Here is a 22,132-nt window from a genome sequence, read left to right as displayed (position 1 = left end):
TCTTAGTCGAGCCCTTGCTCGGCGATTCGCCGACTGATTTCCTCATGGCTGGACTTCAGGACCTCACGCTGGACCTGCGGCGTGACCAGCATCCGCGCAACAACCAAGGCTCCCACGCATTGAGACAGGATGGCCCAGGCCAGGCTGTCGCTTCCCAATATCCGCGCCCAACTTTCGTGCAAACGACAGATCCACGTTTGGGCCGCCTCCCTCACCGCCATATCCGACCGCGCAATCTCGGCGCCCAGCACCGGCAAGGCACATCCCGCCTCGGGCTGCTCGACATGACTCATGCTCAAGTACTGCTTCAGGCAGCGCTCCAGCTTCACGGAGTCCATGGCACCGTCGCCGCTCAAGCGATCCAGACTTTGAGCCAACTCCCGCTCGACAATGGCCTTGAACAGCTCATCCTTGGACGAGAAGTGGCTATAGAACGCACCGCCGCTCAACCCGATCGCTTTCATCAGGCCGTCGACACCGACCGTAGAGAAACCTGATTTCTTGGCGGACACGGCACTGCTGGCGAGTAGTTTCTCGCGGGTTTCCATTTTGTGATTGGCTGAATAACGCATGGTCCTGCCCCTGATTCCTCACCTTGACGCTTGCCGGATCTTAGCATAACGTCCGTTTAGTTAACGATCGTTTACCAATGAGGCTGACCATGAATAACAAGAAGGTCGTACTGGTTGTTGGCGCGGGCGATGCCACCGGCGGAGCGATTGCCAAACGCTTTGCACAGGAAGGTTTTGTGGCCTGTGTGACCCGTCGCAGCGCCGACAAACTCGAGCCGCTGGTCAATGGTATTCGCGCCGAAGGCGGCGAAGCCCATGGGTTTGCCTGTGATGCACGCAAAGAAGACGATGTGATCGCACTCATCGAGCAAATCGAGAACCAGATCGGCCCCATCGAAGCCTTTGTGTTCAACATCGGCGCCAACGTCCCCTGCAGCATCCTCGAAGAAACCGCACGCAAGTATTTCAAGATTTGGGAGATGGCCTGTTTCTCAGGTTTTCTCAATGCACGGGAAGTGGCCAAGCGCATGGTCAAGCGCCAGCGCGGAACCATCCTGTTTACCGGGGCAACGGCGGGATTGCGTGGCGCTTCGGGGTTCGCTGCATTCGCAGGCGCCAAACATGGCATCCGCGCACTGGCCCAAAGCATGGCCCGGGAGCTGGGACCGCTGAATATCCATGTGGCCCATGTGGTGGTAGATGGCGCTATCGACACTGACTTCATCCGCGAGAATTTCCCGGAAAAATATGCCACCAAGGATCAGGACGGCATCCTGAACCCTGAACACATCGCCGACAGCTATTGGTATCTGCACAGCCAACCTCGCGACGCCTGGACCTTCGAGCTGGACCTGCGCCCCTGGAACGAACGCTGGTAACCCCTCCCCTCACAACAACAAGAGAGCAGATACCATGAGCAAATCGGTGGAGTTTTACTTCGACCTCGGCAGCCCGACCACGTACCTGGCCTATACCCAGTTGCCGACGCTGTGTACACAGACAAACGCCCAGTTGATCTATCGCCCAATGTTACTGGGCGGCGTCTTCAAGGCAACCGGCAACGCATCGCCGGCGACCGTGCCGGCCAAGAACCCTTACCTGTTCAAGGACCTGAATCGCTTCGCCAAACGCTACGGCGTCGCCTTCCAGTTCAATCCACACTTCCCCATCAATACACTGCTGCTGATGCGCGCGGTGACCGGCATGCAACTGCGCCATCCCGAACGCTTCGAGGCCTTCGTCGATTGCCTGTTCCGCGCCTTTTGGGTGGACGCCCGCAACCTCAATGACCCGGCGACTGTCGCAGCGGTCCTGAACGAAGGCGGTTTCGACGCCGACTCTGTGCTGGCCCTGACGAACGACGAGCAGGTCAAGCAAGCCCTCAAGAGCGCCACCGAAGCAGCCATCGGACGAGGCGTGTTCGGCGCCCCGAGCATGTTTGTCGGCGACGAGCTGTTCTTCGGCCAGGATCGGCTGGACTTCGTCCGTGAAGCCCTCGCCTGATCCTCTACCTCAAATCGCCATCGTTCGAGTGTTGAGCCACTGCAACGCGTCACCGTCCAGCAACGGACTCAACCGACGCTGAACCTCGGCGTGGTAGGCGTTGACCCAGTCTTTTTCATCCTGGGTCAGCAGCGAAGGCTCCAGGCAGCGGGTGTCGATCGGGCACAGGGTCAGGGTTTCGAACTCAAGGAACTCGCCGAACTCGCTGCTTCCGGCTTCACGGTTCAACACCAGGTTCTCGATGCGCACACCCCAGCGGCCGGGACGATAAGTGCCCGGTTCGATCGAGGTGATCATGCCGGCCTGCATCGCCGTTTGCGGCGCGGCAGCGGCTTGATAGGCAATCACCTGCGGGCCTTCGTGGACATTGAGGAAATAGCCGACGCCATGACCGGTGCCGTGGCCGTAATCGACGTGCTCCGCCCAGATCGGCGCACGGGCGATGGCATCGAGCAAGGGCGAAAGAATGCCCCGCGGAAATTTGGCCCGGGACAGGGCAATCACCCCCTTGAGCACGCGGGTGCAGTCACGTTTTTGCTCGGCGGTGGGTGTTCCGACTGGCACCATGCGGGTGATGTCAGTGGTGCCCCCCAGGTACTGGCCCCCGGAGTCGATCAGCAACAGGCCATCACCTTCAATGACCGCATGGGCCTCTTCCGTGGCGTGGTAATGGGGCATCGCGCCGTTGGCGTTAAAGGCAGCGATGGTGTTGAAACTCAGGGAGACAAAGTCCGGCCGACGCGTGCGAGCGGCAGTCAGGTGCTCGTCGATGGTCAGCTCGGTGATGCGCTCACGCCCCCAAGCCCCTTCCAGCCAGGCGAAGAATTCACAGAGCGCCGCGCCGTCCTGCTCCATGGCCCGACGAATGTGCTCGGCGTCGGCCAGGCTTTTGCGGGACTTGGCCAGCGTCGTTGGATTGAGCCCTTCGACCCATTTCACGCCGCTGCCCAGGTTATCCAGCAAGCCGACCGTCACCCGCGCCGGATCGATCTGCAGGCTCGCGCCGTCCGGCACTTCACGCAACGCGGCGGCGGCTTCGCTGTAATCGCGCAGGGTCACGCCGTCCTGCTCCAGAACGGCACGCAGCGCTGCGTCAACCTTGTCCAGGGCCACGAACAGCGTTGCTTGTTGCTGGCTGATCAAGGCAAAGGAAACGAACACGGGGTTGAATGACACATCCGCACCGCGCAGGTTGAACAACCAGGCGATGTCATCCAGCGTGGCGATGAAATGCCAATCGGCACCTCGCTCCTGGAGGGACTCGCGCAACTTGGCGAGTTTTTCGACGCGGCTGACGGTCGCCTGGGGTGGCAAATGGGCGTAGACCGGTTGATCCGGCAAGCTTGGGCGATCAGTCCAGACTTCCTTGAGCAGGTCGATGTCGGTGCGCAACCGCGCGCCGCGCTCCGCGAGCTTGCCGCCCAGGGTGCGGGCCGATGCCACGGCCATGACCGCACCGTCGACCGCAACCACCCCGCCTTCAGGCGTTTGTTCGGCCAGCCAGTCCAAGGGGCCGGGCTGGCCTGGAATCAGCTTGACCAGCTCGATACCGCTGCCCTCCAGCTCCTTGGTGGCCTGTTCCCAATAACGACTGTCGGCCCAGACACCGGCGAAACTGCCGGTCACGATCAAGGTACCCACCGAACCATGGAAGCCCGACAACCACTGCCGCCCCTGCCAATAGCCCGGCAGGTATTCGGACAGGTGCGGGTCGGCCGATGGCACCAGCAGCGCGTGAATACCCTCTCGGCTCATCAGTTGGCGGATTCGGGCCAGGCGCTGGGGAACCAGTCCGTGGGGCAAAGGCTCGGTGCTCATTGTTTCTCCTGCTCGTTGATATTGTTGTTCGATGCCGAATTCGGCTTAGGGGGTCGTGGCCCAGAACGCCGGCGCAGTCGCGCACGCCGCCTTGATCAGCCGCACCGCCTCGTCGATCTCCTGCTCGGTGGTAAAGCGTCCCAGGCTCAAGCGAATGGTTCGACCGGCGGCACGGGCATCGTGCCCCAGGGCCAGCAGCACGTGGGACGGAGTGTTCTGCGCTGAATTGCAGGCCGAGGTCGCGGAAAATGCAATCGATGCGCCCAAGGTCGCCGGGTTGAACTCGCCTTCGTTGAACGTCAGGCTCAGCGTATGGGGGATCCGGCGGCTCGCACTGCCGTTCATCCGCACACCGGGCATCGCCAGCAGCGGCTCGAGCAAACGATTGCGCAACCGGGCGATTTTAGCGAGTTCTTCGTCGAATGCCGTGGCGGCCAATTCGAATGCAGCACCCATGGCTGCAATCTGATGGGTCGCCAGGGTCCCGGAACGCAAACCGCCTTCATGCCCGCCGCCATGAATCTGCGCCGACAGCCGTGGCCGGGCACGGTCGCCGACGTAAAGCGCACCGATGCCCTTGGGGCCGTAGATTTTATGCGCGGAAAAAGACATCAGGTCCACCGGCCAGCGAGACAGATCGATCTGCACCTTGCCGGCGCCCTGGGCCGCGTCCACATGGAACAGCGCCCCGTGCTCGCGAACGATCTCGCCAATGGCGATGACGTCGTTGACGGTGCCCAGCTCGTTGTTCACCAACATCAGCGAGACCAGGAACGTGTCTTCGCGCAACGCCTCGCGAACCGCTTGCGGACTGATCAGCCCCTCGGCGTCCGGCGCCAGCCAGGTAACCGCGACGCCACTTTCCTCGAGCTGGCGCGCCGTATCGAGAATCGCCTTGTGCTCGATCAGGCTGGTGATGACATGGCCGGCGCAACCACTGCGTGCCTGGGCCACGCCCTTGAGGGCCAGGTTATTGGATTCGGTGGCGCCGGATGTCCAGACGATCTGTTCGGGCTGGGCTCCCACCAATTGCGCCACCTGTTGGCGGGCACGCTCCACCGAGCGCCGGGCCTCCTGGCCAAAGGCATGGGAACTGGAAGCCGGGTTGCCAAAGTTGCCGTCAAAGCCCAGACACTCGACCATGACCCGGATGACTCGCTCATCCACCGGCGTGGTGGCGGCGTAATCGAAATACAAAGGACGTTTATTCATAGGAAACTCGCAGAGCCTGCTCCGGGATCAGGCGCCCTCGTTGGGTTCGAGACTAGCAATACCTGATCGAAGACCTTAAAGAAGTCGGACTTCGTTTAAAAGTGCGTAGGAACGCTCCTGAACAGCGAGCTTAGCAGGCATCGCGTCGAAGCTCAGCCCTCAACTGATGCTTTCGAGCAACAACGGATACATCGAAGCGACCAACAGCAGCGCCATGCCCCAGTTGAACAGACGCAGCCAGCGACGATCACGCAACAAATTGCGCAACAGGCTGCCGCACACCACCCACAGGCTCACGCTTGGCAGGTTGATCAAGGCAAACACCGCCGCAATCACCAGCACATTGAAGAAATAACCCTGGAGTGGCGTGTAGGTACTAATGGCGCCAATGGCCATGATCCAGGCCTTGGGATTGACCCATTGGAACGCCGCCGCGCCCCAATAGCTGATCGGCGTATTGTTCCCCGGCTGACCTTCCGAAACCGGACCGGAGTGGGCTATTTTCCACGCCAGGTATAACAGGTACGCCGCGCCGATGTAGCGCAACGCGGTATAGAGCAGTGGATAAGTCTGGAACACCGCGCCCAGGCCAAGGCCCACCGCCAGCACCAGGGAAAAGAAGCCGCAGGTAATACCCAGCATGTGCGGAATGGTGCGGTTGAAACCGAAATTGACACCCGAGGCCAACAACATGGTGTTGTTAGGGCCTGGCGTGATCGAAGTCACCAGGGCAAACAGGGCGAAGCCCAGCAGCAGGTCAAGCGAAAGGGTCATGTCAGGTCAGTCCATCAGGGGCAGTCAGTCAAGTCATGACCCTACCCCACGTCCTGACCCAAACCCACGGACAGTTGGGCAAAACTTTGAGCGGTACAGTCCCTCAGCTGGACCGGCCAGGCTGTTGCACGACCTGCTCGGCACTCATCTGGCCCTGATCGTCGAACCCCACGTTTTTCTGCGACGAGCCAAGCAGCTCGGCTTTTTTCGCGTGGTATTCCTCGAACGACAGGCCACGGCGATTCAAGGCTTCAAGGGCCAACTCGCGGGTCTCATCGGCGGTGTAGGGGCGCAGCTCCGGGGAAGAGCTGGCGCAGCCGCCCAGGAGGGTGGCGGTCAAGAGCAACAAAACGGCAAGGGTACGGTTCATGGCGAGTGTCCGGTGTTCTGGAGTTGGGCGATGAACAAAGGCTACCCGCCGGCCCTGCGCGGCAGAAATCAACCCTCTCGATAGTGGGTATTGCCTGCCTGGATCAGCCGTTTCGCTTAATCGACCAACTGGCACTGCAGCGCGTTGTCCAGGCTGCGCTCGATGTTGCGCAACACCTGGAACGAACCGAACGTCACGGCTCTGGCTCGGTGAGCCTGGATCAGTTGCCAGAAATCCTGCTCGCCACTTTCGAAACTTCGAAGCGCCGCCTCGCCGGCCTCGCGGGTTTGCCACTGCAAATAATTGAGCACACGCCGACCGTCGTCGCTGGCCTGGATACTGGCACTCAGGAACCCCTGGTGGTCCCGGGCCAGGCGCTCGGTCTGCTCCGACAAGGCGGTGACCAGCGCGTGCTGCCATTGAGGTTCGATGTCGAACTCCATCAGTTGGGTGAAACTGCGATTGTTCCTTGGCGATTGCATGAAAGGTCCCCTATGCAGGTAAGTCGGATCTTGCGATCCGAAAGCATGCAGGGTAAAACCTCTAGTTAACTTGAGGTCAAGCAGTGAATTGAAACGATGACGCAGATCGATATCCACAAGGAGCTCACCGTCGGCCAAGTGGCCGCCCGCAGCGGCGTGACGGTCACGGCCCTGCACTTCTACGAATCCAAGGGGCTGATCAAAAGCACGCGTAACCCGGGTAATCAGCGTCGTTACCCACGGGCGGTATTGCGTCGCGTGGCGCTGATCAAGGTCGCCCAGCGCCTGGGCATTCCCCTGGCGGAAATCGGCGAAGCGTTAAACAACCTGCCAGACAACCGCGCCCCGACGGCCGCCGACTGGCAGACCTTGTCGGCGCAATGGAGCCGGGACCTGGACGAGCGCATTAACCAATTGGTGGCGCTGCGTGATCGACTCAACGGCTGCATCGGCTGCGGATGCCTGTCGATGGAAGCGTGTCCGCTGCGCAATCAGGGCGACGTATTGGGCCAACACGGGCCGGGGGCACATCTGCTGGAACAACCGTGAAGCGTTCGTCGGCCCCCGCGCCCAGCCAGAGTCGCTGGCCTATAGTGGAAAGGCGCAAATCGACGAAGACTCTCTTCGCCTCCATAACAAAAGGAGAAACGTCATGGGCGTCAATGCCATTCCCGAAGGTTTCCATAACATCACCCCCTACCTGGGCATTCAAAAAGCTGCCGAAGCCATCGACTTCTACAAAAAAGCCTTCAATGCCACCGAGGTCATGCGCCTGGCCATGCCGGACGGGGGCATCGGGCATGCCGAACTGCGGATCAACGGTTATCCGATCATGCTCGGCACCCCTTGCGATCAAGGCCCCCTGAGTAACCCGGACCAATCGCCATCGGTCGGCTTACATCTATATGTCGAGGACGTGGACAGCGCATTTGCCCAGGCCATTGCCGCCGGTGGCACGGTGATTTCCGAGGTCAAGGACCAGTTCTACGGAGATCGCACCGGCACTTTGAAGGATCCCTATGGGCACCTGTGGTTCCTCGCGACACACAAGGAGGACCTGAGCCAGGAACAGATCGAGCAACGGGCCAGGGAGATGTTTCAACAAGGCTGACCGTTCCTGTGGCTAGGGGGTTTGCTCCCTGGCCACAAAAGACGCCGAAACTAAACGCGAAACATTTTCTTTCATCTTCCCCTTCAGGATTGCGATCGCTCGTTCGTCTTAATTAGATGCAGCAGGCCGCGTCGGCAAAAGCCACGGTCTGCTTTTTTCGGTTCACGGTGTTGCGAAGCCCGTAATACGGAACCTTTCATCGAATCAAGACGTTCAATCATGTCGAAGAAATCCCGCTCCAAACTCTGGTTCCTGGTCCATAGCTGGCTGGCCTTGCCCATCTGGTTCTTCGTGCTCATCGTCTGCGTCACCGGCACCCTGGCGGTGGTCAGCCAGGAGATCGTCTGGCTGGCCAACCCCGACATGCGGGCCAGCAAGCCATCGGACGATGCCCCGCTGCTCAGCTATGACCAGGTGATCGCCGCGATCAAGCAAGCCCAACCGCAAACCCAGGTGCAAAGCATCATTCGCCCGGACGAGTCGCATTTTGCTTTGGAAGTCGGCGTGACCTACCCCGACGGGCGCCCCGACACGGTCTACGTCAACCCGTACAGCGGCGTCATCCAGGGCTCGGCGCCGACGTTCAACTTCCAAGCCTTCACCCGCGCCCTGCATGGCTGGTGGCTGGTGCCGTTCACCAACGGCTACAGTTGGGGCTGGTACCTGGTGTCGTTCCTGGGCCTGCCCTTGCTCGCGTCCCTGGTGACCGGGCTGGTGGTCTACAAGCGTTTCTGGAAAGGCTTCTTCCGTCCGACCCTGCGGATTCGCCATGGCGCGCGGATTTTCTGGGGTGATTTCCACCGGCTCAGCGGTATCTGGTCGATCTGGTTCATCGCGGTCATCTCCGTCACCGGCACCTGGTTCCTGATCCAGGCCTTGCTAGGCGACAACCAGATCTCCATTTCCAGCGAACCGGTCATCCCGGTGGTGGCCCGTGAAAACGTTCCGTTGGCCGTTGACGGCCAGGCGCCACCGCAGTTGAACCTGGACCGGGCCATCGAAATCGCCCAGCAGCGCATCCCCGGACTGGAAGCGAGCTTCATCAACCTTCCCAGCAACGCCTATAGCCATCTGGAAATCGGCGGCCGCGGCTGGTATCCGCTAATGTTCCAGACCGCCACCATCAACCCCTACAACGGCGACGTGGCCGCCTCACGGCTGCTGTCGGACCGCACGACCCTGGAGTTCGTCACCGAATCCATGCGGCCCTTGCACACCGGGGATTTCGGCGGCCTCTGGATCAAGCTTATCTGGTTCTTCTTCGGCTTGGTCCTGAGCATGATGGTCCTCAGCGGGCTGCTGATCTGGACCAAACGCACGGCCCTGGCCACCGCCAATGCCTTCAAGCGTAACCAGAAACCCACCCGTGGCACTCGAATCGCCCAGGCACTGCAACCATCCGTCCACCGTGAATCGTCGGGGGGCAGCCTGTGAACCCGTCCAATACTGCGTCATCACCGTCGCGCCTGAGCCTGTTCTGGCATAAATGGCGCTTCCACCTCAACGTGTTACTGCTGCTGATCCCCCTGGGGTTCATGCCCAAATACCTTTCCGAAGCCGCACTGTTCCGCGGTGATGCCGGGCTTGGCGAACGGGATGTCGGCGAAGTCCAGGTCGGTCCCTGGAGCCTGCGCCTGGCGGAATTTCGCAACGAAGCCCCACGGGTCCAAGGGCCTGCCGGGCCGATGAAGCACTTCAACGCGGCCCTGTGCCAAAGCTGTATCGGCCAGGTCAAGGCCACCTACCTGCGCATTGGCAAGCCCCGGAGCCTGCGGGCCGCCGGGGTGATTTTCTTTGGCTCGCCCTATCGCATGGGCGCCTTGTTGCCGGTCCCGCCAAAGACCCAGCCCGATGCCGAACTGTGGATAACCCTCGAGGGCTGGGACGGTTCGATGCATCAAGCCTCCATTCCCCTGAACCAGGCCTCCCCGGCCACCGTCGCCTGGCTGAAGAACCAAGGACCCAAACAATGACCTTCCGCGCTTTATCCAAGGGCTTGGCGCTGCTGTTCTGCGCAGGCGCAAGCACCAGCGTCCTGGCCCACAACCCGATGTGCGAGTGCAAGGCCATCGACGCCGAGCAGATCCAATGCACCGGTGGCTTTTCCGACGGCAGCGGTGCGCCTGGGGTGACCCTGGACGTGATCGGTTATGACGAAACCATCCTCGTCCCGGGCAAGCTCGGTGCCGACTCGAAACTGACGTTCAAAAAACCCAACGCTGAATTCTACGTGCTCTTCGACGCCGGCCCCGGCCACGTGGTGGAAATCGACCAAGCCGACATCGAGGCCCCATGAGCAACGCCACGACTCAAATCATCCGCCCCGCCGGCGCGGGCCATGAAACCCTGTACGTGCTGCTGTTGTGCCTGGTCATCGTGCTGGTGGCCGGGTCTGTGGTGGCCTGGCATGGCAAAACCGAAGACACCCCTCACGTGGCCTCAAACCAACTCGACGCCCGCCGCGACCTCAGCGCCGCCGAGCAAGGCATCTATGCCGACCTGCGGGTGACCCTGGATGAAATCCGTTTGCTGCGCGAAGACCAACACACCCTGCCCGCCCCGCAAACCCTGGCCGAAGAAGGCTTTGCGCCGTTCGCCCAGGACGCCAGTTCCATCAGCCGCGGTGGCCACGCCTGGCAACAACTGCAGGACCAGGCCTACGTCGGCGCCAGTGCCAATCCGTCCGTGGCCGGTTCGTTTCTGATGCGCATCGGCGAAACGTCCGACGCTGCCCCGGACATCTGGCTCAACCGCGGCACTGGCCTCGCGACGCCCACCGCGCTGGACGACGCGGCGTTGTCCGCCGCCGGCTGGCAACGGATCGTCGCGCAATTCGATGCCGGCGTAACCCGCCAGCACCGGCACTGACCCCACGCCCTCATTCGAGAGAAGACCGTTTGCCCATGCCTATTGCATCCCAACGCCGACCCTTGCTGCGCCTGCTGTTGATCGGCCTGCTGGCCTGCCTGTTCACCTCGCCGGTGAACGCCGAAACAGCCAAGCGCCTGCGCATTGGCATCACCTTGCACCCGTATTACAGCTACGTGGCCAACATCGTCGGCGACAAGGCCGAAGTCGTGCCGCTGATCCCGGCCGGTTTCAACCCCCACGCCTATGAACCACGGGCCGAAGACATCAAGCGTATCGGCGACCTCGACGTGATCGTGCTCAACGGCGTGGGCCATGACGACTTCGCCGACCGTATGATCGCCGCCAGCGAAACCCCGAACGTGAAGGTGATCGAGGCAAACGAAAACGTGCCCCTGCTGGCCGCCACCGGCACGGCGGCCCGAGGCGCGGGCAAGGTCGTGAACCCGCACACCTTCCTGTCCATCAGCGCCTCCATCGCCCAGGTCAATAACATCGCGCGGGAGTTGGGCAAGCTCGACCCGGACAATGCCAAGGCCTACACCCAGAACGCCCGCGCCTATGGCAAGCGCCTGCGGCAGATGCGCGCCGCTGCCCTGGCGAAGCTGACCCAAGCCCCCAATGCGCAATTGCGGGTCGCCACGGTGCACGCCGCCTACGACTACCTGCTGCGTGAGTTCGGCCTGGAAGTGACCGCCGTGGTCGAGCCGGCCCATGGCATCGAACCGAGCCCCAGCCAATTGAAGAAAACCATCGACCAACTGCGGGAGCTGGACGTGAAGGTGATCTTCTCGGAGATGGATTTCCCGTCCACCTACGTCGACACCATCCAGCGTGAGTCGGGGGTGAAGCTGTACCCGCTCTCGCACATTTCCTACGGCGACTACAGCGCCGAGAAGTACGAAAAGGAAATGGCCGGCAACCTCGACACCGTGGTCCGGGCAATCCAGGAGTCCGGCGCATGACCGTCCAGGAACCCCTCACCCTGCCACGCGTCGGCCCCCGGATCGAGTTCGCCGAGGTCAGCCTGAACCTGGGCCGCACCCCCATTCTCGACAACGTGGCCTTTCAGGTGGAGCCCGGCAGCATCCATGCCTTGGTCGGCCCCAATGGCGGCGGCAAGAGTTCGCTGATCAAGACCTTGCTGGGACAGATGCCGCACCAGGGCCGCTTGAGCCTGCAATGGCCGGGCGAACCTGGTGTGATCGGCTACGTGCCCCAGGCGCTGGAATTCGACCGGGGCCTACCCATGACCGTGGATGACTTCATGGCAGCGATGTGTCAGCGCCGGCCGGCCTTTCTCGGCTTGAGCAAACATTACGCTGGCGCCATTGGCCAGGCCCTGGAGAGGGTCGGCATGCAGGACAAGCGCAAGCGGCGCATGGGCGCGCTGTCCGGCGGCGAGCGCCAGCGGGTGTTGCTGGCCCAGGGGTTGATTCCCTCGCCGCAGTTGCTGGTGCTGGATGAACCGATGTCGGCGCTGGACGAGGCCGGCATCCAGGTGTTCGAACGCTTGCTGCAGGACTGGCGCCAAGCCGGGATCACCGTGCTGTGGATCGAACATGATCTGGAAGCCGTCGGGCGTCTGGCCGACCGTGTCACCGGCCTGAATCGTCGCGTGCTGTTCGACGGCCCGCCACGCCAGACCCTGACCCCGGACCGGCTGCTGACGCTGTTTTCCACCCATCCACGCACGAACGGGAGCGCGACCTGATGAGTTATGAAGCCTTTCGTTTGATGGTCCAGGGCTGGGCCTCGGCCGGTTACCTGCCTGAGGCGCTGGCCTATGGGTTCGTAGTCAATGCATTGCTGGCCGGGTTGTTGATCGGCCCCGTGCTGGGCGGCCTCGGCACGCTGGTGGTGGTCAAGCGCTTCGCGTTTTTCTCCGAGGCGGTGGGCCATGCGGCGCTGACCGGCGTGGCCATCGGCATCCTCCTCGGCGAACCCTACACTGGCCCCTACGGCAGCCTGTTCGGCTACTGCCTGCTGTTCGGCATCCTGCTCAATTACCTGCGCAACCGCACCGGCCTGGCGCCGGACACGCTGATCGGCGTCTTCCTCTCGGTGTCGCTGGCCCTGGGCGCCAGCCTGCTGTTGATCCTGGCGGGCAAGATCAACGTGCACATCCTGGAAAACGTACTGTTCGGCTCGGTGCTGACGGTCAATGGCAACGACCTGGTCGTGCTGGCGGTGGTCGGTTCATTGGTGATGGCCCTGGCCTTGCCGTTGTACAACCGCATCATGCTCGCCAGCTTCAACCCGCAACTGGCGGCGGTGCGCGGGGTGGCGGTCAAGACCCTGGATTACCTGTTCGTGGTGCTGGTGACGCTGATCACCGTGGCGGCGGTGAAAGTCATCGGTGCCATTCTGGTGGGTGCGTTGCTGGTGATTCCAGCGGCGGCGGCGCGCTTGCTCAGCCAATCATTGAAAGGCTTTTTCTGGTGTTCGGTGCTGATCGCCACCGTCAGCACCTTGTGCGGGATCCTCGCGCCGATTGTGTTCGACCTGCCGATCCCGTCCGGCGCCGCGATCATCCTGGTGGCCGGCATCGCTTTCGCCCTGAGCGCCATCGCCCGCGGTGTCGTCCCCAGCCTCAAAGGGAATCTTGGATAAATGGTTTTTTCATTGCGACAACTGACCCTGGCCGTCGCGTTATGTGGCGTGGCCGTCACCTCGTCATTCGCCAGCGAAAAGGTTCGTTTGCTGGCAGCGCTGCCGGTCACCTATGGATTGAGCGAGGCTTTGCTCAAGGGCACCGAGGTCAGCCTGGAACGGGCCGCGCCCGCCAACCTGCCCGGCAGCCGCCAGAGTGCCTACTTCAGCGGCCGTGGCGCGCCGGCCTTGAGCAAACTGGCCAGCACTGCCGACGGGGTGATCGGCCTGCGTTCGCTGTGGCCGGACGATCCGCTGTACCCCATGGCCCGCCGCAGCAATATCCGCATCGTCGAAGTCGATGCCGCGCGCCCGGTGGACGGCGCCCTGCCCGGCATCGCCGTACAACCGGGCATGGCCGACGGCCTGGCAAGCCAGCCATGGATGGCCAGCCATAACCTGGGGCGCATGGCCGACGTGATCGCCGCCGACCTGGTGCGCCTGGCCCCGGCGGACAAAGCGAAAATCGATGCCAACCTCGCGGCCCTCAAGCAACGTTTGCTCAAACTCAGCGCCGACAGCGAAAAGCGCCTCGCCAGCGCCGATAACCTGAGCGTGGTCAGCCTGAGTGAGCATTTCGGCTACCTGATCAGCGGGCTCAACCTGGACAGCATCAGCACCGATGCCCGCCCGGACGCCGACTGGACAGCCGAAGCCCTCAAGCAATTGACCGCCACCTTGAAAGATAACGACGTGGCGCTGGTGCTGCACCATCGGCAACCTTCGGATGCGGTGAAGGCGGCCATCAACGAGGGCGGCAGCCGGCTACTGGTGCTGAGCACCGACGCCGCTGACCCCGTGGTAGAGCTGGAAAATAATGTGGGACTGGTCGTCGCGGCACTGGCAGGGGGCTGACTGCTGGAATGCGATCCATTGCGGGAGATTGCTCGCGATAGCGGTGTGTCAGTCGACATCAATGCTGGATTTACCGGCCTCATCGCGAGCAAGCTCGCTCCCACAGGGGATTGCAGCGGACCCAGAATTCAAATCCATCACAGATTTGTGGGAGCCGAGCTTGCTCGCGATTGCGGTGGATCAGCTTGCATCAATGTGGAATGTCTGACCGCTTTCGCGAGCAAGCCCGCTCCCACAGGTTTTATGTCAATTCAAGACATCCCCCGGCACCCGCACGAACCCTTCCATCAACACCCGCGCACTGCGGCTCATGATGGCTTTTTTTACGGTCCATTCGCCGTTGACCACACTGGCCTCGGCGCCGACGCGCAGGGTGCCGGACGGGTGGCCGAAACGTACGGCGTTGCGCTCGATGCCGCCAGCCGCGAGGTTCACCAAGGTGCCGGAAATCGCCGCGGCCGTGCCGATAGCCACCGCTGCGGTGCCCATCATGGCGTGGTGCAGCTTGCCCATGGACAACGCCCGCACCAGCAAGTCGACATCCCCCGCCGCCACGGTTTTTCCGCTTGAGGAAAGGTAATCCGCCGGTGGTGCGACAAACGCCACTTTCGGCGTGTGCTGGCGCTGGGCGGCTTCGTCCAGGTGCTTGATCAAGCCCATCCGCAAGGCACCGTGGGCGCGAATGCTTTCGAACATCGCCAACGCCTTGGGATCGCCATTGATAGCGCCCTGCAATTCGGTGCCGGTGTAGCCGACATCGCGAGCATTGATGAAAATCGTCGGGATCCCCGCGTTGATCAGCGTCGCCTTGAGCGTGCCAACACCGGGCACTTCCAAGTCGTCCACCAGGTTGCCGGTTGGAAACATCGAGCCGCCACCGCCCTCCTCCTCGGCCGCCGGGTCCATGAATTCCAATTGCACTTCGGCCGCTGGAAAAGTCACGCCGTCGAGTTCGAAGTCACCGGTTTCCTGCACCGCGCCCTCGGTGATCGGCACATGGGCGATGATGGTCTTGCCGATGTTGGCCTGCCAGATCCGCACCACGGCCACACCGTTCTGCGGAATACGACTGGCTTCCACCAAGCCGCTGCTGATGGCAAACGATCCCACCGCCGCCGACAGGTTGCCGCAGTTGCCGCTCCAGTCCACAAACGGCTTGTCGATGGACACCTGGCCAAACAGGTAATCGACATCGTGATCGGCCCGGGTGCTCTTGGACAGGATCACGGTCTTGCTGGTGCTGGACGTGGCGCCGCCCATGCCATCGATCTGCTTCTCGTACGGGTCGGGGCTGCCGATCACCCGCAGCAACAGGGCATCCCGGGCCGGCCCGGGAACACGGGCCGCTTCGGGGAGGTCTTGCAGGCTGAAGAACACGCCTTTGCTGGTGCCGCCACGCATGTAGGTCGCGGGGATCTTGATTTGAGGCGAGTGAGCCATGTGCTCCAACTCCTGAAAAAACGGGCGGCCAGAGAACGGACCACCCAAGCGATTTAAACGGCCACCGCCGATTCGAGGAAGTCCTGGGCAAAGCGTTGCAGCACGCCCCCGGCTTCGTAGATCGACACTTCTTCGGCGGTATCGAGACGGCAGGTCACCGGCACTTCGACGCGCTCGCCATTCTTGCGAGTGATGACCAGGGTCAGCGTCGCCCGCGGGGTGCGTTCGCCGATCACGTCGTAAATCTCGCTCCCGTCGATGCCCAGGGTCTTGCGATCAGTCCCGGGCTTGAACTCCAGCGGCAACACGCCCATGCCCACCAGGTTGGTGCGGTGGATGCGTTCGAAACCTTCGGCGGCGATCGCCTCGACCCCGGCCAGGCGCACGCCCTTGGCCGCCCAGTCCCGGGACGAACCCTGGCCGTAGTCGGCGCCGGCAATGATGATCAGCGGCTGCTTGCGCTCCATGTAGGTTTCGATGGCTTCCCACATGCGCATGACCTGGCCTTCCGGCTCGACCCGGGCCAGGGAACCCTGCTTGACCTTGCCGTTTTCCTGGACCATTTCATTGAACAGTTTCGGGTTGGCGAACGTGGCGCGTTGCGCGGTCAGGTGGTCGCCGCGGTGGGTCGCGTAGGAGTTGAAGTCCTCTTCCGGCAGGCCCATTTTCGCCAGGTATTCACCCGCGGCGCTGTCCAGCATGATGGCGTTGGACGGCGACAAGTGGTCGGTGGTGATGTTGTCCGGCAGCACCGCCAGCGGGCGCATCCCCTTGAGCGGCCGCGCACCGGCCAGCGCGCCTTCCCAATACGGCGGACGACGGATGTAGGTGCTTTGTGGGCGCCAGTCGTACAGCGGCGTCACTTTCGGCCCGGTGTCTTCCTGGATGGCGAACATCGGAATGTACACCTGGCGGAACTGCTCCGGTTTCACCGAAGCCTTGACCACCGCGTCGATTTCTTCGTCGCTTGGCCAGATGTCCTTGAGGCGAATCTCGCGGCCGTCCACCACGCCCAGCACATCTTTCTCGATGTCGAAGCGGATGGTCCCGGCGATGGCATAAGCGACCACCAATGGCGGCGAGGCAAGGAACGCCTGCTTGGCGTACGGATGGATACGCCCGTCGAAGTTGCGATTGCCCGACAGCACGGCCGTGGCGTACAGGTCGCGGTCGATGATTTCCTGCTGGATCACCGGGTCCAGCGCGCCCGACATGCCGTTGCAGGTGGTGCAGGCGAACGCCACCACGCCGAAGCCCAGCTTCTCGAGTTCGGACGTCAGACCGGCTTCATCCAGGTACAGCGCCACGGTTTTCGAGCCCGGCGCCAGGGACGACTTGACCCACGGCTTGCGGGCCAGACCCAAGCGGTTGGCGTTGCGCGCCAGCAGGCCAGCGGCGATCACGTTGCGCGGGTTGCTGGTGTTGGTGCAACTGGTGATCGCGGCGATGATTACCGCGCCGTCGGGCATTTGCCCGGGCACATCGTCCCACTGACCGGAGATGCCTTTGGCGGCCAGATCCGACACCGCGACGCGGGCGTGGGGGTTGCTCGGGCCGGCCATGTTGCGCACCACCGAGGACAGGTCGAAGGTCAGGCCACGCTCGTACTGCGCGCTTTTGAGGCTATCGGCCCACAGGCCCACGTGCTTGGCATAGGTTTCCACCAACTGCACCTGGGTGTCTTCGCGGCCGGTGAGCTTCAGGTAATCGATCGTCTGCTGATCGATATGGAACATCGCCGCCGTGGCGCCGTATTCCGGGGCCATGTTGGAGATGGTCGCACGGTCGCCCAAGGTCAGGGCACTGGCGCCTTCGCCGAAGAACTCCAGCCACGCCCCCACCACTTTTTGCTTGCGCAGGAACTCGGTCAGCGCCAGGACCATGTCCGTGGCGGTGATGCCCGGTTGCAGCTTGCCGGTCAGCTCGACGCCGACGATTTCCGGCAGGCGCATCCACGAGGCGCGACCGAGCATGACGCTTTCGGCTTCCAAACCACCGACACCGATGGCGATCACGCCCAAGGCATCGACGTGGGGCGTGTGGCTGTCAGTGCCAACGCAGGTGTCGGGAAACGCCACGCCGTCACGCTGCTGGATCACCGGCGACATTTTTTCCAGGTTGATTTGGTGCATGATCCCGTTGCCCGGCGGAATCACGTCGACGTTCTTGAAGGCTTTCTTGGTCCAGTTGATGAAGTGAAAGCGGTCTTCGTTGCGGCGGTCTTCGATGGCGCGGTTCTTGGCGAAGGCTTGCGGGTCGGAACCACCGCTTTCCACCGCCAGGGAATGGTCGACGATCAATTGGGTTGGCACCACCGGGTTGACCTGCGCCGGGTCACCGCCCTGCAAGGCAATGGCATCGCGCAAGCCGGCCAGGTCCACCAGGGCGGTTTGGCCGAGGATGTCATGGCACACCACGCGCGCCGGGAACCATGGGAAGTCCAGGTCACGCTTGCGCTCGATCAGTTGCAGCAGCGACTCGCGCAGCGTGGCCGGGTCGCAGCGCCGCACCAGGTTTTCCGCCAACACGCGGGAGGTGTATGGCAGGCCGTCATAAGCGCCAGGGCGGATGGCCTCCACTGCCCCGCGAACGTCGAAATAATCCAGCGAAGTGCCAGGTAGCGGTTTGCGAAATTCTGTGTTCATCGTCAGGACTCGGGTCACGGTGGTTTCAGAAGGGGCTGGCGCAGCTACTGAAGTAAACTCGGTCCACTGTGGGAGCGGGCTTGCTCGCGAAGGCGGTGTATCAGTCGGCATCAATGTTGGATGTCAGTTCGCATTCGCGAGCAAGCCCGCTCCCACAAGGGGTTTTAGATTCCTTCAGTTGCAGCGTCAGCGCCCTCCAGCTCAGCGCTGTTCGATTGGCACGAACTTGCGCTGTTCGACGCCGGTGTATTCGGCGCTCGGTCGGATGATGCGGTTGTTGGCGCGTTGTTCGAACACGTGGGCGGCCCAGCCGGTCAGGCGCGAGCAGACGAAGATCGGTGTGAACAGCTTGGTCGGGATGCCCATGAAGTGGTACGCCGAGGCATGGTAGAAATCGGCGTTGGGGAACAGTTTCTTTTGCTCCCACATGGTCTTGTCGATGGCCTCGGAGACCGGGAACAGCACCGTGTCGCCCACTTCGTCGGCGAGTTTTTTCGACCAGCCCTTGATCACCTCGTTGCGCGGGTCGTTGTCCTTATAGATCGCGTGACCGAAGCCCATGATCTTGTCCTTGCGCGCCAGCATGCCGAGGGTGCCTTCGATGGCCTCCTGGGGTGAGCTGAAGCGCTCGATCATTTCCATCGCCGCTTCGTTGGCGCCGCCGTGCAACGGGCCGCGCAACGAGCCGATGGCGGCGGTGATGCAGGAGAACAGGTCCGACAGCGTGGAGGCGCAGACCCGGGCAGTGAAGGTCGAGGCGTTGAATTCGTGCTCGGCGTAAAGGATCAGCGAGACATTCATCACCTTCACGTGCAGCTCGCTCGGCGTCTTGCCGTGCAACAGGTGCAGGAAGTGACCGCCGATGGACACTTCGTCGGTCACGCATTCGATGCGCTGGCCTTGGTGGCTGAAGCGATACCAGTAACACATGATCGCCGGGAACGCCGCCAGCAGACGATCGGTCTTGTCGTGTTGCTGGGAGAAATCCTGCTCGGGTTCCAGGTTGCCCAGGAACGAGCAGCCGGTGCGCATCACGTCCATCGGGTGGGCGTCGGCGGGAATGCGCTCCAGCACTTCTTTCAAGGCTTGGGGCAAGTCGCGCAGTTGGCGCAGTTTACCGGTGTAGGCGTCCAGCTGTGCCTGGGTCGGCAGTTCGCCGTACAGCAGCAGGTAGGCTACTTCTTCAAATTGCGCATCTGCCGCCAGGTCGCGGACGTCGTAGCCGCGATAGGTCAGGCCGGCGCCCGATTGGCCCACGGTGGACAATGCGGTTTGCCCGGCCACCTGGCCACGGAGCCCGGCGCCACTGAGTACTTTTGCTTCGGCCATTTGCTGTCTCCAGTTTTTAGATTTGTAGAGAATGGAGGAAAAAGATCGCAGCCTCGTTGCACTCGACAGCGCCTACACAGCTCCTACGCGGCCCAACTCTGTAGGAGCTGTCGAGCGAAGCGAGGCTGCGATCTGTTCATTTTTTCGCCGCGAACAATGCATCGAGCTTCTGCTCGAAGGTGTGGTAGTCGATGCGATCGTAAAGCTCCATGCGGGTCTGCATGGTGTCGATGACATTCTGTTGCGTGCCGTCGCGGCGGATCGCGGTGTAGACGTTCTCGGCCGCTTTGTTCATGGCCCGGAAGGCCGACAGCGGGTACAGCACCAGGGACACGTCGGCACCGGCCAACTGTTCGGTGGTGTACAGCGGAGTCGCGCCGAATTCGGTGATGTTGGCCAGGATCGGCGCTTTCACGCGGCTGGCGAACAGCTTGTACATTTCAAGCTCGGTGATGGCTTCGGGAAAAATCATGTCGGCACCGGCCTCAATGCACGCAGCGGCGCGGTCCAGGGCCGATTCCAAGCCTTCCACCGCCAGGGCATCGGTACGCGCCATGATCACGAAACTGTCATCGGTACGGGCATCGACGGCGGCCTTGATGCGGTCGACCATCTCTTGCTGGGAAACGATTTCCTTGTTCGGACGATGGCCGCAACGCTTGGCGCCGACCTGGTCTTCGATATGAATCGCCGCGGCGCCGAACTTGATCATCGACTTGACCGTGCGCGCGACGTTGAATGCCGAGGAACCGAAACCGGTGTCCACGTCCACCAGCAGCGGCAGATCACAGACATCGGTGATGCGGCGCACGTCGGTCAGCACGTCATCCAGGCCGGTGATGCCCAGGTCCGGCACGCCGAGGGAACCGGCCGCCACGCCGCCACCCGACAGATAGATCGCCTTGAAACCGGCGCGCTTGGCCAGCAGCGCGTGGTTGGCATTGATCGTGCCCACCACTTGCAGCGGATGTTCGCTGGCGACCGCATCGCGGAAACGCTGGCCTGGCGTGCTGTTGCTGGAACTCATGACTCACCTCGTTCAGTGGCGGCGCTGTCCTGGAAATGACGCGCGATGTTGCGTTTGGAGGCGCCGATGTGCCGGCGCATCAATAATTCAGCCAACTCACCGTCACGGTCGGCGATGGCGTCTAGAATCCGGTGGTGCTCGGCAAAGGCCTGGCGCGGACGGTTGGGCGTGGTGGAAAACTGGATGCGGTACATGCGCACCAGTTGATACAGCTCGCCGCACAGCATTTGCGTCAGGGTGCGGTTACCGCTGCCCTGGATGATCCGGTAGTGAAAGTCGAAATCGCCTTCCTGCTGGTAATAACCGACACCGGCCTGGAACGCCGCATCGCGCTCGTGGGTTTCCAGCACCCGGCGCAGTTCGTCGATTTCTTCCAGGGTCATGCGTTCGGCCGCCAGGCGGCAGGCCATGCCTTCGAGGGATTCACGGATTTCGTAGAGTTCCAGCAGCTCGGCGTGGCTCAGCGACACCACCCGGGCACCCACGTGGGGCACGCGTACCAGCAGGCGCTGGCCTTCCAGGCGGTGAATGGCCTCGCGCAGCGGCCCGCGGCTGATGCCGTAGGTGCGCGCCAGCTCGGGCTCGGAGATCTTGCTGCCGGGGGCGATCTCACCCTTGACGATGGCGGCCTGGATACGCCGGAAGACGTTCTCGGACAGGGTCTCCGAGTCGTCTTGGGCCATCACCGGGGTTTCGAGCTGATCGAGCATATTGTCGACACCTTGAAAATCAATATGGCAAAAACTAACCAATAGCACCCTTAACGTCAAAACAAAAATCAACATTGTCGACAATCGTCTAATAAACGCCTTGTCGATAACCCCGTTGCATGAAGAGATCGTAGCCTCGGGCCAGCGGTGGCGTCAGAAAACCACCGTGCTAGAATGCCGCGGTTATTCGCCGCTCTCCTTTTATAGAGAAAGGCTGCCTAGGGAGCTTGTGCAGTAATGCCAGGGCCTGAACCGATAAACGGAACGCTGCGCACCAGGATCTATGACACTCAAGCCCTTATCTGCTGCTTTCTATTTCATGTGCCTGCCGGGGCTTGCCGTGGCGGGTGAAAAAACCGTGTACGGCCTCAACGAGTACGCCGCCCTGCAGGGCATCGACCTGGAGGTCGCCGCCAAGCTCGACACCGGCGCCAAGACCGCGTCCCTCAGCGCCCGGGACATCAAGCGCTTCAAGCGCGATGGCGAATCCTGGGTGCGTTTTTACCTGGCCATCGACGCGGCCCACTCGCACCCCATCGAACGTCCGCTGGCCAGGGTCAGCAAGATCAAGCGCCGCGCCGGTGACTACGACCCGGAAGAAGGCAAGAAATACACGGCCCGGCCGGTCATCGAACTGGATATCTGCATGGGCTCGGCCCTGCGCAGCATCGAAGTGAACCTGACCGACCGCAGCGCCTTCCAATACCCGTTGCTGATCGGTTCCGAGGCGCTCAAGCGCTTCGACGCGCTGGTCGACCCCAGTCTTAAATACGCTGCCGGCAAACCCGCCTGCGCCAATGCCGCTCAAACCGCAGAGTAATTCC

At 62.2% G+C, this 22,132-nt stretch carries 24 protein-coding genes; 13 read left to right on the top strand and 11 right to left on the bottom strand.

The genetic code is table 11. The features are described from left to right. Positions 1–2 precede the first annotated feature (2 nt). Positions 3–572 carry a TetR/AcrR family transcriptional regulator gene (locus AB4N80_RS14650; protein ID WP_122568690.1) on the bottom strand — a complete coding sequence of 190 codons (570 nt, stop codon included), beginning with the start codon at positions 570–572 and terminating at the stop codon, positions 3–5. A gap of 89 nt (positions 573–661) precedes the next feature. Between AB4N80_RS14650 and AB4N80_RS14645 the strand changes: the two genes are divergently transcribed. After that, the gene (locus tag AB4N80_RS14645) at positions 662–1,390 is read left to right on the top strand and encodes an SDR family oxidoreductase (protein ID WP_122568691.1); all 729 of its coding nucleotides are present in this window, start codon (positions 662–664) and stop codon (positions 1,388–1,390) included. Positions 1,391–1,424: 34 nt separating this feature from the next. Further along, the gene (locus tag AB4N80_RS14640) at positions 1,425–2,015 is read left to right on the top strand and encodes a 2-hydroxychromene-2-carboxylate isomerase (RefSeq protein WP_122568692.1); all 591 of its coding nucleotides are present in this window, start codon (positions 1,425–1,427) and stop codon (positions 2,013–2,015) included. A gap of 9 nt (positions 2,016–2,024) precedes the next feature. On the opposite strand, the gene AB4N80_RS14635 is transcribed toward AB4N80_RS14640, so the two are convergent. From AB4N80_RS14635 to AB4N80_RS14615, 5 genes are all read right to left on the bottom strand, one after another. Beyond that, positions 2,025–3,833, bottom strand: coding sequence for an aminopeptidase P family protein (locus tag AB4N80_RS14635; protein WP_460082677.1), 1,809 nt, complete (start codon positions 3,831–3,833; stop codon positions 2,025–2,027). A gap of 45 nt (positions 3,834–3,878) precedes the next feature. Continuing rightward, positions 3,879–5,045 (bottom strand): cysteine desulfurase family protein, encoded by a 1,167-nt coding sequence (locus AB4N80_RS14630; RefSeq protein ID WP_460082675.1) that lies wholly within the window; start codon positions 5,043–5,045, stop codon positions 3,879–3,881. A gap of 159 nt (positions 5,046–5,204) precedes the next feature. Then, entirely contained in the window at positions 5,205–5,819 is a 615-nt protein-coding gene (locus tag AB4N80_RS14625) for a LysE family translocator (RefSeq protein ID WP_122568695.1), read from the bottom strand. A gap of 103 nt (positions 5,820–5,922) precedes the next feature. Continuing rightward, positions 5,923–6,189, bottom strand: coding sequence for a hypothetical protein (locus tag AB4N80_RS14620; RefSeq protein ID WP_122568696.1), 267 nt, complete (start codon positions 6,187–6,189; stop codon positions 5,923–5,925). Positions 6,190–6,305: 116 nt separating this feature from the next. After that, positions 6,306–6,671, bottom strand: a complete 366-nt coding sequence (locus AB4N80_RS14615) for an antibiotic biosynthesis monooxygenase (protein WP_122568697.1) — start codon at positions 6,669–6,671, stop codon at positions 6,306–6,308. A 96-nt stretch (positions 6,672–6,767) separates the two neighbouring features. Here AB4N80_RS14615 and soxR point away from each other — a divergent pair, with 96 nt between their 5' ends. From soxR to AB4N80_RS14565, 10 genes are all read left to right on the top strand, one after another. Continuing rightward, positions 6,768–7,220: a redox-sensitive transcriptional activator SoxR gene (soxR, locus tag AB4N80_RS14610; RefSeq protein WP_122568698.1), complete on the top strand. Its 453-nt coding sequence runs from the start codon at positions 6,768–6,770 to the stop codon at positions 7,218–7,220. A gap of 103 nt (positions 7,221–7,323) precedes the next feature. Continuing rightward, positions 7,324–7,782, top strand: coding sequence for a VOC family protein (locus AB4N80_RS14605; protein WP_109756506.1), 459 nt, complete (start codon positions 7,324–7,326; stop codon positions 7,780–7,782). A gap of 219 nt (positions 7,783–8,001) precedes the next feature. Beyond that, the gene (locus AB4N80_RS14600; protein ID WP_122568699.1) at positions 8,002–9,216 is read left to right on the top strand and encodes a PepSY-associated TM helix domain-containing protein; all 1,215 of its coding nucleotides are present in this window, start codon (positions 8,002–8,004) and stop codon (positions 9,214–9,216) included. Beyond that, on the top strand, positions 9,213–9,755 hold the full coding sequence (locus AB4N80_RS14595) for a thiamine pyrophosphate-binding protein (protein ID WP_122568700.1): 543 nt from the start codon (positions 9,213–9,215) through the stop codon (positions 9,753–9,755). Before AB4N80_RS14600 ends, AB4N80_RS14595 begins: the two co-directional genes overlap by 4 nt. Then, positions 9,752–10,078, top strand: a complete 327-nt coding sequence (locus tag AB4N80_RS14590) for a hypothetical protein (RefSeq protein ID WP_060741359.1) — start codon at positions 9,752–9,754, stop codon at positions 10,076–10,078. The genes AB4N80_RS14595 and AB4N80_RS14590 overlap by 4 nt, the downstream gene beginning before the upstream one ends. Beyond that, complete coding sequence (locus AB4N80_RS14585; RefSeq protein WP_122568701.1) at positions 10,075–10,650, top strand: DUF6162 family protein; 576 nt, start codon at positions 10,075–10,077, stop codon at positions 10,648–10,650. The genes AB4N80_RS14590 and AB4N80_RS14585 overlap by 4 nt, the downstream gene beginning before the upstream one ends. 35 nt (positions 10,651–10,685) lie before the next feature. Further along, positions 10,686–11,615 carry a metal ABC transporter substrate-binding protein gene (locus tag AB4N80_RS14580; RefSeq protein WP_122568702.1) on the top strand — a complete coding sequence of 310 codons (930 nt, stop codon included), beginning with the start codon at positions 10,686–10,688 and terminating at the stop codon, positions 11,613–11,615. Further along, positions 11,612–12,364, top strand: coding sequence for a metal ABC transporter ATP-binding protein (locus AB4N80_RS14575; protein WP_305467785.1), 753 nt, complete (start codon positions 11,612–11,614; stop codon positions 12,362–12,364). Before AB4N80_RS14580 ends, AB4N80_RS14575 begins: the two co-directional genes overlap by 4 nt. Beyond that, on the top strand, positions 12,364–13,263 hold the full coding sequence (locus AB4N80_RS14570) for a metal ABC transporter permease (RefSeq protein WP_122568704.1): 900 nt from the start codon (positions 12,364–12,366) through the stop codon (positions 13,261–13,263). Before AB4N80_RS14575 ends, AB4N80_RS14570 begins: the two co-directional genes overlap by 1 nt. Beyond that, a complete protein-coding gene (locus AB4N80_RS14565) occupies positions 13,264–14,157 on the top strand; it encodes a metal ABC transporter solute-binding protein, Zn/Mn family (protein ID WP_460082665.1) in 894 nt (297 codons plus the stop codon). 246 nt (positions 14,158–14,403) lie between these two features. Here AB4N80_RS14565 and prpF read toward each other — a convergent pair whose 3' ends face one another. From prpF to AB4N80_RS14540, 5 genes are all read right to left on the bottom strand, one after another. After that, a complete protein-coding gene (prpF, locus tag AB4N80_RS14560; RefSeq protein WP_122568706.1) occupies positions 14,404–15,597 on the bottom strand; it encodes a 2-methylaconitate cis-trans isomerase PrpF in 1,194 nt (397 codons plus the stop codon). A 53-nt stretch (positions 15,598–15,650) separates the two neighbouring features. Further along, positions 15,651–18,242, bottom strand: coding sequence for a Fe/S-dependent 2-methylisocitrate dehydratase AcnD (gene acnD, locus AB4N80_RS14555; RefSeq protein WP_305490859.1), 2,592 nt, complete (start codon positions 18,240–18,242; stop codon positions 15,651–15,653). Positions 18,243–18,443: 201 nt separating this feature from the next. Further along, positions 18,444–19,571: a bifunctional 2-methylcitrate synthase/citrate synthase gene (gene prpC / locus AB4N80_RS14550; RefSeq protein ID WP_122568708.1), complete on the bottom strand. Its 1,128-nt coding sequence runs from the start codon at positions 19,569–19,571 to the stop codon at positions 18,444–18,446. A 136-nt stretch (positions 19,572–19,707) separates the two neighbouring features. After that, positions 19,708–20,598, bottom strand: coding sequence for a methylisocitrate lyase (prpB, locus tag AB4N80_RS14545; RefSeq protein ID WP_122568709.1), 891 nt, complete (start codon positions 20,596–20,598; stop codon positions 19,708–19,710). After that, positions 20,595–21,308, bottom strand: a complete 714-nt coding sequence (locus AB4N80_RS14540) for a GntR family transcriptional regulator (RefSeq protein WP_003204063.1) — start codon at positions 21,306–21,308, stop codon at positions 20,595–20,597. Before AB4N80_RS14540 ends, prpB begins: the two co-directional genes overlap by 4 nt. 283 nt (positions 21,309–21,591) lie before the next feature. Here AB4N80_RS14540 and rloA point away from each other — a divergent pair, with 283 nt between their 5' ends. Beyond that, positions 21,592–22,128, top strand: coding sequence for a retropepsin-like aspartic peptidase RloA (gene rloA, locus AB4N80_RS14535; RefSeq protein ID WP_305467789.1), 537 nt, complete (start codon positions 21,592–21,594; stop codon positions 22,126–22,128). The last annotated feature ends 4 nt before the right edge of the window (positions 22,129–22,132 follow it).

It is taken from the genome of Pseudomonas sp. H3_A02 (assembly GCF_054671965.1).
This window is presented reverse-complemented; position numbering and strand designations above follow the sequence as displayed.